The organism is Pararhizobium sp. P1_E7 (assembly GCF_056405855.1).
The window spans coordinates 57,569-71,582 of sequence record NZ_JBFUBH010000016.1; the positions used below are offsets into that span (position 1 = coordinate 57,569).

The following is a 14,014-nucleotide window of genomic DNA, read 5'->3' on the forward strand; positions in this document are numbered from 1 at the left end:
ACCTCAATATTCCTTCTCGTAGAAAATTCCCCCGCCTGCGCCGCCTGCTCCAGCCTCTCCGCGCAGCTTGACGCCGCGGCCGACGTCGAGATTGATGATCGCCTTGCCGCTTCCTGCTTCCGATCCGGATTGAAGCTCGAGATAGGTGCGCTCGTTCAAATATTTGCCGGCGGTCACCGTGGCGCCGCCGGTCGCATCCGTGGAGACATCCAGATCATCGACGCCAAGCTTGTTGCGCAGACCGCTCAAAAGCGAGTTTGAGCCGCCGCCGGCCAGTTCGCTGACGGCGCTTGCCAGCTGGGCGATCTGCAGTGCCGACAGTTTTGACAGTGAACGGTTGAAGATCAGCTGCGCCAGGATTTCATCCTGCGGCAGAGCCGGCGATGAGGAAAAGGTGATGGCGGGATTGTTGGCGGGGCCCGCGACATTGACGGTGATCGTCGTTGACCCGGCGCTGGAGGTAGCGTCGAGGTCGAGCGCCGGGATCAGGTTGCCGCCAAAGGTGATGGTGCCATCGGTGAAGTTGAGGCGCTTCCCGAGAATTTCCAGCCGGCCGCGCCGCATTTCGAAACCGCCGGAGACCGCGGGTTCGACGGCTGTGCCGCGAATGGTCAGATCGCCGCCAAGCTCGGCATCGATGCCGCGTCCCCGGACGAACAGCTTGCTGGGTGCACTCACCGCCAGGTCGAAGGCGATGCCGCCGCTGCCTTTGGCGCCGTCGCCGCTGCCCTCGTCCTTGCGGATATCCGCCTGCATCTGTTTGACTTTGGCCGGGGCATTCCTGTGCTTGATGTTGATTTCCGACAGCGAGGCAGGCAGCTTTTCCGGGATGGTGATGGCGGCCTTCTGGATCGTCACCTTGCCGCCCAGCACCGGCATTGCGGTCAAAGAACCCTTGAGGGTCATCGCGCCATCGACACTGGCTGTAAACAGGCTGCCATCGACATAGGTCGCCTTGGCAAGGCGGATGGCAAGATCGGCCGGGAAACCGGAGCCGGGCGCGATACCGATCGTGCCCGTCACATCGAGCGAACCGCCGCTGGCCAGCTTGCCGGAGAGCTTCTGAATGTTGGCCTGCTTGCCATCGAGTGAAACATTGGCAGCGAGGTCGGTGATCGCAAGGTTACGGCGGACATCGACGAAGCGCGCGCCGGTGGTGGATATCGTCCCGGCCACCTGCGGTGCTGTCGCTGCACCCGTGATGGAAAGATCGACATTGGCCGCACCAGTCAGGGTGAAGCCCTGCTGTGCCAGAAGCGCGGCTGCGAGGCTGAAGGGCAGGTTGCCGGACAGCTTCATATCGATCGGCCTGTTGCCGGTAATGCCGACCTTGCCATCGCCTTTGAAGGCAAGACCGTCGGCCCCGTTGATGACGGTGCCGACTGTCACGCTGTTGTTGGCAAACTGGCCTTTCGCGGCGATGTCGAGGGCGCCGACGCCGGCGGACTTGGCCTGTGCCACGGCTGCATTGGCCCAGCGCAGGTCATAGGAGACGACCGGTGCGGCCGGCGTCCCCTTGACGCCGACGGTGCCGCCGATGGCGCCATCCGCGCCGAGCGAGGGTGCGAAGGTGTTGGCGAGGCTGGCCGGCAATGCGTTGAGGGCGACGGTGAGGTCAAGCTGCTCGCCGGCCGAGCCGGTCACCGCGATCGTGCCTCCCGAAGCGCCGATTGTCAGCTTCTGCAGGCTGACCTTGCCGTTCTCGATGGTGATCGCCGCCGATGCAGACAGCTTCACCGGAATCTTTCGCGGTGCGGCATTGAAGGATGCGAGATTGACGATCGTCCTGCCGTTCGCCGTCTCGATAGCGGCACGCAGGTTGAGCGGTGCTCCATCGTATCGGCCGTCCAGCGTCACGTCGGTTTTCCCGGCCTGCTGGGTGAAGTCGAGCTTCAGGCCGCCGACGCGGTTTTGCCCCTGCGCGAATGTTTCGACGGAGAGATTGCCCTTGATCGCCAGTGCCTTGAGGTCGGCGATGGTGATATCGGCGACCGGTTTGGTGATGACGAGATCACCGCGCTTGATCCCCGAGCCGCTGGCCTTCAGCGCGATCGAGGTCTTGCCGCCGCCGCTGTTGATCGATGCCGATCCGGCAATGTCGCCCGACGCCTTTTCGCCCGCCATGGCGGCCAGCAGGCCGACATCGGGGAATGTGAAATCGATCGTGCCCTGCGGCAGGAAATCGGTGGTGAACTGGATTTTGCCGTTCAGCCGGTTATCGCCGACCTGGACTTGAAGAACCGGAACGCTGGTGCGGCCTTCATCCGAGACAAGGTCTGCATTGACGTTGATGGCCTGGCCGCCTAGCGCGCCGGTGGCCTTGATTTTCGCCTGCGGGTTTTTCGGATTGGCGGTTGCGTCGGCTGAAAGCTGCAGGTCGCTCAGCGTGCGGCCGGCCAGCGTTGCGCCACTGGAGGTGACTTCCGCCTTGATGCCGAGATTGTCGAGCGGGCCGGTGGCATCGACCTTGAAGTCGGCGATGCCGCTTGCATCCGCCAGCACCTTGCCGAGATCGGGCAGCGTGCCGGTGACGGCAGCTGTCAGGGCTCCATCCTTGAGGCCGACGGAGCCAGCCGCCTGGATCGTTCCGGAGCTGACGGCCAGCCGGGTGACATCCACTGCGCCCTCGGCACCGGTGGTCACCATGCCCGAGAGCGTGACCGGCGTGTCGAACTTCGGCGCAAGCGATGCCGGTAGCGCAGCCGGAAGGAGGGAGAGGTTGAACCCGGCATTCAGGGCCTTTGCGGCAATATCGAACGAGCCGTCAACTGTGCCGCCGAGATTGCTGCTGTCGATGGTGGCGGGATCGAAGCCGATCCGTTGCGGCGACACGTCCAGAACAGTCTCGACCTTCAATGGTCCCTTGACCAGCCTGTCGAGGTCGGCGCTTGTCAGTTGAGTGTTGCCGGTCTCGATGCTGGTTTTGATCAGGCCGGTCTGGGCTGACAGGTTGAAGGCGTCGCTATGAGCTGTCAGTTTGATCGCCTCGATGCGGCCTTGCGGCAAGGCCAGCTGACCGGCGCTTGCCCGGACGTCGAGGACGGCGGATTGCATATCGCCGGTGACCGATACTGTGCCCGCATCGAGCACGACATGGGCCTCGCCATTTTCGAGCGGCAGGCGTGCATCGATGCCGGCAAGCACAGCAGTTATATCCAGCTTTTCGCCGGCGCTGCCGCTGAGCGTCACCGTGCCGCCGGATGCCGCAATGGCCAAGTCCCGCAGCGTAACAGCGCCGTTCTCGATCGTAATCGCCGTCGGGGCTGCGAGCTGCAGCGGCATTTTCTTTGGAGCGGCGGCGAAGGACTGGAGATTGATCGTTGTCTTGCCGCCTGCGCTCTGCAGGTCTCCACGCGCTGTCAGCGGCGCAGCGTCATAGGTGCCATCAAGGTCGAAGTTCGTTTTCGGGCCCTGTTGTTCGAAGCCAAGCTTGAGGCCGGCAAGGCGGTTGTCGCCTTGGCTGACCTCTTCCACGGTCACCGCGCCCTTGATCGCCAGGGCCTTCAGATCGGCAATGGTGATGTCGGCGGCGGGCTTGCTGATCACCAGATCGCCGCGCGTAATGCCTGATCCATTGGCCTTGACGGCGACCGAGGTGACGCCGTTTTCAGACTTGATGCTGGCCGTACCGGCGAGATCGCCGGATACGGTTTGTCCGGCCATGGCGGCAAGCAGGCCGAGATCGGGGAAGTTAAAGGCAAGCGAGCCGTTCGGCTGAAAATCCTGCGTCAGATCCAGGCCGCCCTTCAGCGTGTTCTGCCCGATCGTCGCTTCGATCGAGGGAAGGCTGGTGGTGCCCTTGGCGGAAGCGATTTCGGCCTTGGCATTGATCGTCTGTCCGTCCAGCGAACCTGTGGCGGTGACTGTCGCATTGGGGCCGTTCTGGCCGATGGTCGCATCGGCGTCGACGGCGAGATCGTTGAGGGTGCGTCCGGCAAGTGTTGCGCCGTTCGCGGTTACTTCTGCCTTGATGGCCAAAGCGTCGAGCGGGCCGCTGAAGTCCGCCTTGAAATTGGCGGCTCCCTTGGCGTCTGCGAGGAATTTACCGATTTCGGAAACGGTGCCGCTGATCGCCGCCGTCAGGTTTCCTGTTTCCAGCGCCGCCGATCCGGCGACCTCGATCGTTCCGGACTTGAGGGCCAGATCATTGACGGTGAGGCTGCCGTTCGCGCCGGTGCCGAGATTGCCGGTGATGGCGATGGTCGTGTCGAATTTTTCAGCCAGCGCCGGGGGCAGAACGGCAGGTAGCGCGAAGAGCTTGAAACCGGTGGCGAGCGTATTTTCAGCAATCGTGTAGGAGCCGGTCAGGGTGCCGCCGATGCTGGCGCTTTCCAGCGTCAGCGGATCGTAGGAGATCGTTTCGGGGGTCATCGACAGAGTGCCGTCGATCTTTACGGGGCCTTTGATCAGGCGATCGATATCGGCGCTGACGAAGCGGGTCGCACCGGCCTCGATCATGGTTTTCAGCGGACCGGTCTTTGTCGACAGGTTGAAGCCGTCGCTATAGGCATGCAACTTGATCGCCTCGATCTCGCCCTGCGGCAACGTCGCCTTGCCGATATCGGCGCCGATGTCGAGCACGGCCGTCTGAGCGTCGCCGATCAAGGAGATGCTGGCATTGTTGATCGAAAGCTGAGCTTCGCCCTTTGCCAGCGGCAGGCGGAAATCGATCGGACCATTCGTGCCGGTAAGGCTCGCCTGCAGGTCGTTTTGAACCGCCGTGCTGTAGGTCCCGGAGGCGGCGAAGGTCAATGCGCCGGTCGAGAAATTGCCCCTCTGGATGCGCATCGTTGTGCCATCGAGCGCCGCGGACAGATCGATGTCGGTGGTGCCTTCGAAAAGCGGCCTGAAAGCAGCTGGCAGGAGATTGCTGAAGGTTCCGCCCCCCTTGAGCGACAGGGTGCGGAACCCATCAGGAGCAAGTGTATGCTCGCCGTCGACTTTCAGCACCTCATTGCCATCCAGCGCTGCGGTTGCCGTACCGGTCCATTTTGTGAGCGGACCGTCGCCGGTCACGGAAACGCTAACCGCCGGTTCGCCCGGCAGGCGCATGGCCTTGGCAAGCAGTCCGCCCTTCGGCTCGTTGATCGTGGCTTCCAGCTTCAGTTCGTTGCCGGCCGGGTTGAAGACGATGTCGGCGATCGCCTTGGCGTCCGGCCGGTCGCGCTGGGCGACGGCAAGTGCCGCTGCAATGCTGGCATTGGTGGCGTTCACCTTGCCCTTTGCGCTGAGGAACTGGTCGACGCCGGCGATTTCCTTGCCGATGACGATTTCCTTGAGATCGAAGGCATCGATCTTGACGTCCAGCGGCAGGGCAAATGTCTCGCGGACCTCGCGGGTTTCCTGCGAGGGGATCGGCAGCCGTTCGAGGCGCACGGATCCGGCAGACAGTTTTGCTGCATCGAAGCGTTTGGAAAACAGCGCGGTTGGCGACCAGTCGATCGCCACTTCGCGGATTTCCGCATAGACGCCCTTGCTGTCGAACAGCGTCACGGTCGAAGCTGTGAAATCTCCGGTCAGAAGCGCGCTCGGATCGTTGATGCGGACGATCTGGTCCGGCGTCGAGGCATATTTCTCGATGATCATGGCAACAAACCGGGCGCCGGGTGTGGTGAAGCCTGCGAAAAGCACCAGAAGCACAAGGGCGATCAGGGCAAAGCCGAGGCCGTAAGCCAGCCAACGCGAAGCGATTTTCAGAAAACGGAGCAAACGATTCATGGTTCATCCATAGCGCAAGTCGCGTTGCGGTGAAATTGCTTCTCACTCCAGCGCCGCGCGTCATTTATGACGCGCAAAGGGCCCTGTAGCACTTTAGATTTGCCGCATAATTTTTCCTTAAGTCGGTTCTGACTTCAGGAATTATGCAGTGAAACCGGCTTTTTGCGTCCGGGTTCAGGCCGCGGTGATTGCCTTGAGCAATCAGAAGGACTGGCCGATCCCGGCATAGATGCCGTATTTGGTGCCGCCCGGATAGGCGTTCAGCGGCACGGCGACGTCCAGCCGGATCGGCCCGAACGGTGTGTTGTAGCGCAGCCCGATGCCGGCTCCGGCGCGGATATCGGAAAAATCCGGGGTAGACTTTGCCGATACCGTTCCAGCATCGATGAAGGGAACGATGCCGATCTTGTCGGTAATGCCGATGCGGGCTTCCACCGTGGCGTTGACATAGGAACGGCCACCGAGGATTTCGTTGTCGCCGTTGCGGGGGCTGATCTCCTGATAGGAATAGCCACGCACGGTGCCGCCGCCGCCCAGGTAGAAACGCCGGTTGGCGGGAATAGAGGCAAGGCCCTCGCCACCGGCAATCACGCCGGCGCCGAGTCTTCCGGCCAGAACGAAGCGGTTTTCTTCTCCGAACCCGGCATAGGCTGCGGCCGACCCCTCAAACGAGCTGAAGAAGCTCTGGCCGTTGATCTCGTAGCTTGGCTTGGCGTTGATCGACGCGCGATAGCCTGATGCGGGATTGAGCTTGTTGTCGCGGGTGTCCCGGACGTATTCGATCGGGATCGACGCCGTCAGATATTCGTTCTTTCCGAAGGCATCCTCGACATCGGCCCAGGCGAGCTCGCCACCGGCAGAAACCGTGTCGGTGTCGGACAGTTCGAACGTGGCGCCCGCCGCGGCCGTGAAGATCGTCGCCTTGTAGGCGTCGGGATCGAGCAACTGCGCCTTCAGGCTGGCATTGAAGGTCGAGGCAGGCCCGAAGGCGCCGGGCTTGGCAAACAGCAGGCCGGCCGAATAGTCGAGATCGCCGACATCGGTGGTTTCGCCGATACGGCTGACGGAGCCCTCGAGACGTAGGGATTCTGCCCGGCCGAACAGGTTGCGGTGGCCCCAGTAGCCCTGGAGACCGAACCCGTCGGTCGTGGAATATTGCGCGCCTGCGCCGAAATAGCGCTGCTTGCCTTCGGAAACCTCGATGGTCATCGGGATGGTACCATCCGGTGCCAGCTCATTGGCTTGCTTGATGGTGATGCTGGAAAACACGCCCAGCAGCCGCAGCCGTTCGGACGCCTTGCGCAAGGCTTCCGGAGAATAGGGCTTGCCGCCGTTCAGGCGGGAGTAATCGGCAACGAAGGTTGGATCGACGGTCTTGGTGCCGCTGACGGTGACGGCGCCCACCGGTGCGACGGGGCCGCCTTCCGCTGCGATCGTCACGTCGACGGTATTCGTTGCGTGATCTGCGACCACACTGCGTTCAGTCAGTTTGGCAAGCGGCCGGCCTTCTTCCTTGAGATCCTCCACGACCTTTTCGCCGGCCTTGATGATCAGGGTCGAATCCGCCCGTGCGCCGGGCTTCAGATACTCGTCCGGCCGGCGCCCGATGGCGTCGCCCTTGAGGACAATGTCGCCCAGGGTGAACACCGGGTTGGGGGTCACAGTAATTTCAACGGGGACCGGGGCACCGTCCGGAAAGACCGGATCGGGCGGCAGCGTGTCGATGTCCTGCCCATTCACCTTAACGGCCACGGTGCCACCGTAGCGGGCCTGCTCGTAGAGAGCGGCCAGCAGACGGTCGCGGTCGTCGCGGGCCTTGATGGCGAGGCCGAGATCGCCGGAAACCGGCTTGTCCTTGTCCTGAAACAGCCGGGAGCTGTTTTCCAGCGCTTCCTTCAGGTCGGCGTCGCCGGAGGATTCATTCAGTGTCAGGCTGAAATTGACAGGATCGACGACGTCGGTGGGTTCTTCTTCCTTTTCGAAAAACCGCATGCCGAAGATCTTGAAGGCATAGGCGTCGCTGACCGACAGGGGGCCGCAGGCAGCCAGAGCCGCGACTGCAAAAGCAGCGCCAACCTTCCGATACGCAACACTCATAGTCGGCAAACGCATAATTTCCGCATTCCGCTGTTCAGGCCACTCCGAACACCTGCCTGCCATCACGGCAGTGGCACAATCGCATGACAAGGTTTGCCGTTTGTTAATGATGACCCTACACAGCATTGGCCGGGTGATGAAGACTTTTGGCCCACTTTTTGTGGAGAAACCCTTACCGGTGTGACCTGAGGGAAACAAAAAACCCCGGATTTCTCCGGGGCTGAGAGTGGAAAAGCGGCATGTTGCGCCACTTTTCGCGGTGTGCCGCTGCAATCAGCGCGGGCAATCGTCGATGTAGCGGCGGCCGTAGCGATCGCGGTAGTAGCACTGGCCGGGCTGTTCGGTTACGTGCCCGATGACAGCACCCGAAACGCCACCGATCGCAGCACCCACGGCGGCGCCGCGAACGTCGCCGGTGATTGCTCCGCCGATGATGGCGCCGGAAACCGCCCCGATACCGGCACCCTTTTCAGTCTGCGTGCAGCTCGCGACGGATAGAGCGAGCAGGACAAGCACGATGGCCTTCTTCATTTATTTCTCCAAATCTGGACGCGAGAACCAAGTTCTCGGCCGCCCGTTTCTCCCCAGGGATGGAAGATGGACGGTAAGGTCCCCCTCCGGTTGAACTTGCACCTTCGAAAGATAAATGCCTGTCTGTGAAAGTCTACAGATATCCTGCAAAATCCCCTCGGCGCAAGAAATGCTATTCAACCTGAACGGAAGCTGAAGGCTGTTCCTTGCGTGACAGGTTTTTGGGGATGTCCTGTTCGCCAGATTTTTTCCGCGGGATTGAAAGTAGCGGTTGCGGCAATCCGAAAAAAGACAAATGATACGAATGCCGTAACGCTTTGAGGAGAAAGCCTGCGGTCCAGGCATGAAGAGTTGACGCGGTTCTGTCGCGGGAACGAGTTTATCTGCCCGACAGCCGCTCGTGTTGGCAAGACCAACCTCGGAGGAGCGAGATGGCAAAAGTGAAAATGACGGTCAACGGCCGGCAGGTCGGCAGTGACTGCGAGGACCGCACCCTTCTGGTGCATTTTCTTCGAGAAAATCTGGCCCTGACCGGAACGCATGTCGGCTGCGACACGACGCAATGTGGAGCCTGCGTCGTCCATATGGATGGCCGCTCGGTGAAGAGCTGTACCATCCTGGCGGCCCAGGCCGCGGGCTCGACGATCGTGACGATCGAGGGGCTGGCCCCAAACGGCGAGTTGCATCCCGTCCAGGCGGCCTTCAAGGCCAATCATGGTCTGCAATGCGGCTTCTGTACGCCCGGCATGGTGATGACCGCCGTCGATATGATTCGCCGGCATGGCGCCAAACTGGATGAGGCGACAGTGCGCTCGGAGCTTGACGGCAATATCTGTCGCTGCACCGGCTACCACAATATCGTCAAATCGATCCTTGCTGCCGCTGCCGAAATGGCCGGCGCGCAACAGGCTGCGGAATGAGGCAATAGCCGACAGGCAATAGGCCGTAGCCAGTAGCCAATAGGGATAGAACCTCGAAATTGCCTACTGGCTACTGCCTAAAAGGTGTGATCTCGGGAGGAGATGACGAATGGGTGTTGAAGGCATTGGCGCAAGTGTTGCGCGTAAGGAAGACAAGCGATTTTTGACCGGCAAAGGCCGGTACACCGATGACATGAGCGTTCCGGGCATGAAATATGCGTTTTTCGTGCGCAGCCCGTATGCCCATGCCAGGATCAAGAGCATCGACATGTCGGCCGCCAAGGACATGCCTGGTGTCATCGGTATTCTCGAAGGCAAGCAGCTGCAGGCCGATGCGATCGGCAACATCATCTGCGGCTGGATGATCCATTCCAAGGATGGCTCGCCGATGAAGATGGGCGCCTGGCGGCCCCTGGCGCATGAAACCGTCCGTTATGTCGGCGATGCCGTTGCCATCGTTGTTGCCGATAGTTTGGGCGAGGCGCGGGATGCGGCCGAGGCGGTCGCGGTCGACTACGATGTCCTGCCGGCAGTGACCGAAGCCGTCAAGGCTCTGGAGGCGGGCCAGCCGCAACTGCATCCGGAGGCGCCGAACAATCTGATCTTCGACTGGCAGCTTGGCGATGGCGCCGCAGCCGACACGGCGATTGCCGAAGCTGCGCATGTGACCGAAATCACCCTTCGCAACAATCGCCTCGCACCGAACCCGATGGAGCCGCGCGCAACGCTCGGCATCTACGATTCAGCCGAAGATCACTACACCTGCTACACGACGAGCCAGAATCCGCATGTCGCCCGGCTGGTGATGAGCGCCTTCTACAATGTCGCGCCGGAAAACAAGCTGCGGGTGATCGCGCCGGATGTCGGTGGCGGCTTCGGCTCGAAGATCTATATCTACCCGGAGGAGATCGTCTGCCTGTGGGCGTCGAAGAAGACCGGCGTTCCGGTCAAATGGACATGTGATCGCACCGAAGCGTTTCTCACCGATGCCCATGGCCGCGACCATGTTTCGACGGTGAAAATGGCGTTCGACAAGGACAATCGCATCACCGGGCTGAAGGTCGATACGATCGCCAATCTCGGCGCCTACATGTCGCTGTTCTCGTCGGCCGTGCCGACCTATCTTTATGCCACCCTGCTATCCGGCCAATATGCCATTCCGGCCATCCATGCCAATGTCCGCACGGTCTATACCAACACCGTGCCGGTCGATGCCTATCGCGGCGCCGGACGTCCTGAGGCGACCTATCTGCTCGAGCGGACGATGGAGACCGCGGCGCGGGAACTGGGCGTTTCGCCGGCGGAACTCCGCCGCAAGAACTTCGTGCGGACTTTCCCCTACCAGACGCCGGTGATCATGAATTATGACGCAGGCGACTACGAGGCTTCGCTGGAGGCCGCGATGGCGTCCGCCGACTGGAACGGGTTTGCCGCCCGCAAGGCCGAGGCTGCCCGGCGCGGCAAAAAGCGCGGCATCGGCATGAGCTGTTATATCGAGGCCTGCGGGATCGCGCCGTCGGCGGCGGTCGGTTCGCTTGGTGCGGGCGTCGGCCTGTGGGAATCGGCAGAGGTCCGGGTCAATGCCGTCGGCACGATCGAGGTGATGACCGGATCGCACAGTCACGGCCAGGGGCATGAAACCACTTTTGCCCAGCTGGTCGCCGACCGGTTCGGAATTCCCATCGACAACGTCAACATCGTCCATGGCGATACCGACAAGGTGCAGATGGGCATGGGCACTTACGGCTCGCGTTCCGGCGCCGTCGGCATGTCGGCGGTGGTCAAGGCGCTCGACAAGGTGGAGGCGAAGGCCAAAAAGATCGCCGCCCATCTGATGGAAGCCGACGAAAGCGATATCGTCATCGAGAATGGCGAGTTGAAGGTGGCGGGTACCGACAAGGCGCTGCCCTGGTTCCAGGTTGCGCTCGCCGCCTATACCGCCCACAATCTGCCTGCTGGCATGGAGCCGGGATTGAAGGAAGGCGCGTTCTACGATCCGTCCAACTTCACCTTCCCGGCCGGCTGCTACATCTGCGAGGTCGAAGTCGATCCGGAAACGGGCGTGACCGAAATCATCCAGTTCGTGGCTGCCGATGATTTCGGCAATATCATCAATCCGATGATCGTCGAGGGCCAGGTGCATGGCGGAATCGCGCAAGGGATCGGCCAGGCGTTGCTCGAAAACGTCCTGTACGATCCGCAGAACGGCCAGCTGATCACCGCGAGCTATATGGATTACGCCATGCCGCGCGCCGACGATCTGCCGTCGTTCAAGCTGTCGCACCAGAACACGCCGTGTCCGTCCAATCCGCTGGGGATCAAGGGCTGCGGCGAGGCGGGCGCCATCGGCTCGCCGCCGGCGCTGATGAACGCCATTACCGATGCGATCGGCAACAACAACCTGACAATGCCTGCGACCCCGCAAAAGGTCTGGGCTGCGCTCAACGCCGCCAACTGAGGAGGAAACGATATGTATGCGACCAATTACCATCGCGCATCCTCTGTTCAGGATGCGGTGAAACTGAAGTCGGGCGCGGACGAAGGCAAATACCTGTCCGGCGGCATGACGCTGATAGCAACCATGAAACAGCGGCTGGCAGCGCCGAGCGATCTCGTCGATCTCAGGCATATTCCTGACCTAAAGGGCATTTCCGTCAACGGGAAATCTGTGCGGATCGGCGCTGCAGTGACGCATTTCGACGTTGCTTCTTCCGTGGAGCTGAAGGCCGTCTGTCCGGCGATCTGCGATCTCGCGCACGGGATTGGCGATCCGCATGTGCGCCATATGGGCACGATCGGCGGTTCGGTTGCCAACAACGATCCGGCAGCGGATTATCCGGCAGCCCTTCTGGCGCTCGATGCCGTCGTCGTTACCAATGCCCGCGAGATCAACGCGGCGGACTTCTTTACCGGTCTGTTCGAGACGGCGCTGGAGGAGGGCGAGATGATCGTCGCCGTCACGTTCGATGCGCCGGCAAAAGCTGGATATGCCAAGTTCCGCAATCCGGCATCGCGCTATGCCATAACCGGTGTGTTCGTTGCCCGCCGTGACAATGGCGATGTGCGGGCGGCGGTGACCGGTGCCGGTGCCGGCGGGGTGTTTCGTCATTCCGGTATCGAGGCGGCCCTTGCCGCCAGCTGGTCGCCGGATGCGCTTGCCGGTGTCACGGTCGATCCATCGGACCTGCTGTCGGATATCCATGCCAATGCCGAGTATCGCGCCAATCTGGTGAAAGTCATGGCCAAGCGCGCCGTTGCTGCTGCCTGATGAATTAGGGTGGTTTTCGTTGAAACAGAATATAAGGACGGGGAGGCCCGTCCTTTTCCTTGTGACTTGACTCATTTCGTGCCGGATGGAATGAAATTCGCGACGGATAGTTTGGAACTGTTCAAAATTAAGGGCCTTTTGCCGCACTTGGCCGCGATAACCCTCGTAGAGGTTGACGCCGCCGCGCTTTGGATCGAAAAGACGGCAAGGTTCTGGAGACAATGATGGATTTCGAGAGTTTCTTCAAAGGCGAGCTGGACGGCCTGCATCAGGAAGGCCGCTACCGCGTTTTCGCCGATCTGGAGCGCCAGAGCGGGCAATTCCCCAAGGCGATCCGTTACAATGCGAGCGGCGAAAAGCAGGACGTCACCGTCTGGTGTTCCAACGACTATCTCGGCATGGGCCAGCATCCCAAGGTCACCGAGGCGATGAAACTCGCCATCGACCAGTGTGGCGCGGGTGCCGGGGGCACCCGGAATATCTCCGGTACCAACCATTATCACGTTCTTCTCGAGCGCGAGCTTGCCGATCTGCATGGCAAGGAATCGGCGCTTCTGTTTACCTCCGGCTACGTGTCCAACTGGGCAGCGCTCGGAACGCTCTGTTCGAAGATTCCCGGTGTGATCGTCTTTTCGGATGCCGGGAATCACGCATCGATGATCGAAGGCATCCGCCACTCCAAGTGCGAGCGGGTGATCTTCAAGCATAATTCGGTTGCCGATCTCGAAGCCAAGCTGAAGGCTGCCGACCCGCGTGCGCCAAAAATCATCGCGTTCGAATCGGTCTATTCGATGGATGGCGATATCGCCCCCATCAAGGATATCTGCGATCTCGCCGACACCTATGGCGCGATGACCTATCTCGACGAAGTGCACGCTGTCGGCATGTACGGCGCCCGTGGCGGCGGCATTGCCGAACGCGAAGGCCTGATGCATCGCCTGACGGTGATCGAAGGTACGCTCGGCAAGGCGTTCGGGGTGATGGGCGGCTACATCGCTGCATCCACGGCGCTGTGCGACTTTATCCGTTCGTTCGCGTCCGGCTTCATCTTCACGACGGCGCTGCCCCCGGCGCTTGCTGCCGGTGCTGTTGCCTCGATCCGTCACCTGAAGGAAAGCCAGGTCGAACGCTTTGCCCATCAGGAGCGGGTTCGCCGGCTGCGCAATCTGCTCGACAAGAACGGCATTCCGCATCTCAACAATCCCAGCCATATCGTGCCGGTGATCGTCGGCGACGCTGCGAAGTGCAAGTGGATCTCCGATCTGCTGCTCGACAATTGCGGCGTCTATGTCCAGCCGATCAATTATCCGACGGTGCCGAAGAAGACCGAACGCCTGCGCATCACGCCGACGCCGCTGCATTCGGACGCCGATATCGACCATCTGGTCGGCGCTCTGCACCAGCTCTGGTCGCGCTGCGCGCTGGCAAGGGCCGTGGCCTGATCTTTCGGGATACCTGAAACACGAATGCGGGTCGCCGA

Annotated in this window: 7 protein-coding genes; 4 read left to right on the plus strand and 3 right to left on the minus strand. The window is 61.5% G+C overall.

All coding sequences use genetic code 11. The features are described from left to right. Window positions 1-3: 3 nt before the first annotated feature. The 3 genes from AC1D17_RS16560 to AC1D17_RS16570 all read right to left on the minus strand — a co-directional run bounded on the left by AC1D17_RS16560 (window position 4) and on the right by AC1D17_RS16570 (window position 8,346). Window positions 4-5,718 (minus strand): translocation/assembly module TamB domain-containing protein, encoded by a 5,715-nt coding sequence (locus AC1D17_RS16560; RefSeq protein ID WP_477566465.1) that lies wholly within the window; start codon window positions 5,716-5,718, stop codon window positions 4-6. A 201-nt stretch (window positions 5,719-5,919) separates the two neighbouring features. Then, window positions 5,920-7,830 (minus strand): autotransporter assembly complex protein TamA, encoded by a 1,911-nt coding sequence (locus AC1D17_RS16565; RefSeq protein WP_477566466.1) that lies wholly within the window; start codon window positions 7,828-7,830, stop codon window positions 5,920-5,922. A gap of 258 nt (window positions 7,831-8,088) precedes the next feature. Continuing rightward, on the minus strand, window positions 8,089-8,346 hold the full coding sequence (locus AC1D17_RS16570) for a glycine zipper domain-containing protein (protein ID WP_455269931.1): 258 nt from the start codon (window positions 8,344-8,346) through the stop codon (window positions 8,089-8,091). 431 nt (window positions 8,347-8,777) lie between these two features. Here AC1D17_RS16570 and AC1D17_RS16575 point away from each other — a divergent pair, with 431 nt between their 5' ends. The 4 genes from AC1D17_RS16575 (at window position 8,778) to hemA (ending at window position 13,976) form a co-directional block, all read left to right on the plus strand. Continuing rightward, entirely contained in the window at window positions 8,778-9,266 is a 489-nt protein-coding gene (locus tag AC1D17_RS16575) for a (2Fe-2S)-binding protein (RefSeq protein ID WP_477566467.1), read from the plus strand. Window positions 9,267-9,375: 109 nt separating this feature from the next. Continuing rightward, on the plus strand, window positions 9,376-11,724 hold the full coding sequence (locus AC1D17_RS16580; RefSeq protein ID WP_477566468.1) for a xanthine dehydrogenase family protein molybdopterin-binding subunit: 2,349 nt from the start codon (window positions 9,376-9,378) through the stop codon (window positions 11,722-11,724). A gap of 12 nt (window positions 11,725-11,736) precedes the next feature. Then, window positions 11,737-12,534 (plus strand): FAD binding domain-containing protein, encoded by a 798-nt coding sequence (locus tag AC1D17_RS16585; RefSeq protein WP_477566469.1) that lies wholly within the window; start codon window positions 11,737-11,739, stop codon window positions 12,532-12,534. Window positions 12,535-12,758: 224 nt separating this feature from the next. Next, entirely contained in the window at window positions 12,759-13,976 is a 1,218-nt protein-coding gene (gene hemA, locus AC1D17_RS16590) for a 5-aminolevulinate synthase (RefSeq protein ID WP_477566470.1), read from the plus strand. Window positions 13,977-14,014: the final 38 nt, after the last annotated feature.

What these genes read in the sequence shown, in the direction of transcription:
- AC1D17_RS16575 (WP_477566467.1), top strand. Translation starts at nt 8,778, where the DNA reads ATGGCAAAAGTGAAAATGACGGTCAACGGCCGGCAGGTCGGCAGTGAC.
- hemA (WP_477566470.1), top strand. Translation starts at nt 12,759, where the DNA reads ATGGATTTCGAGAGTTTCTTCAAAGGCGAGCTGGACGGCCTGCATCAG.
- AC1D17_RS16570 (WP_455269931.1), bottom strand. Translation starts at nt 8,346, where the DNA reads ATGAAGAAGGCCATCGTGCTTGTCCTGCTCGCTCTATCCGTCGCGAGC.
- AC1D17_RS16585 (WP_477566469.1), top strand. Translation starts at nt 11,737, where the DNA reads ATGTATGCGACCAATTACCATCGCGCATCCTCTGTTCAGGATGCGGTG.
- AC1D17_RS16565 (WP_477566466.1), bottom strand. Translation starts at nt 7,830, where the DNA reads ATGCGTTTGCCGACTATGAGTGTTGCGTATCGGAAGGTTGGCGCTGCT.
- AC1D17_RS16580 (WP_477566468.1), top strand. Translation starts at nt 9,376, where the DNA reads ATGGGTGTTGAAGGCATTGGCGCAAGTGTTGCGCGTAAGGAAGACAAG.
- AC1D17_RS16560 (WP_477566465.1), bottom strand. Translation starts at nt 5,718, where the DNA reads ATGAATCGTTTGCTCCGTTTTCTGAAAATCGCTTCGCGTTGGCTGGCT.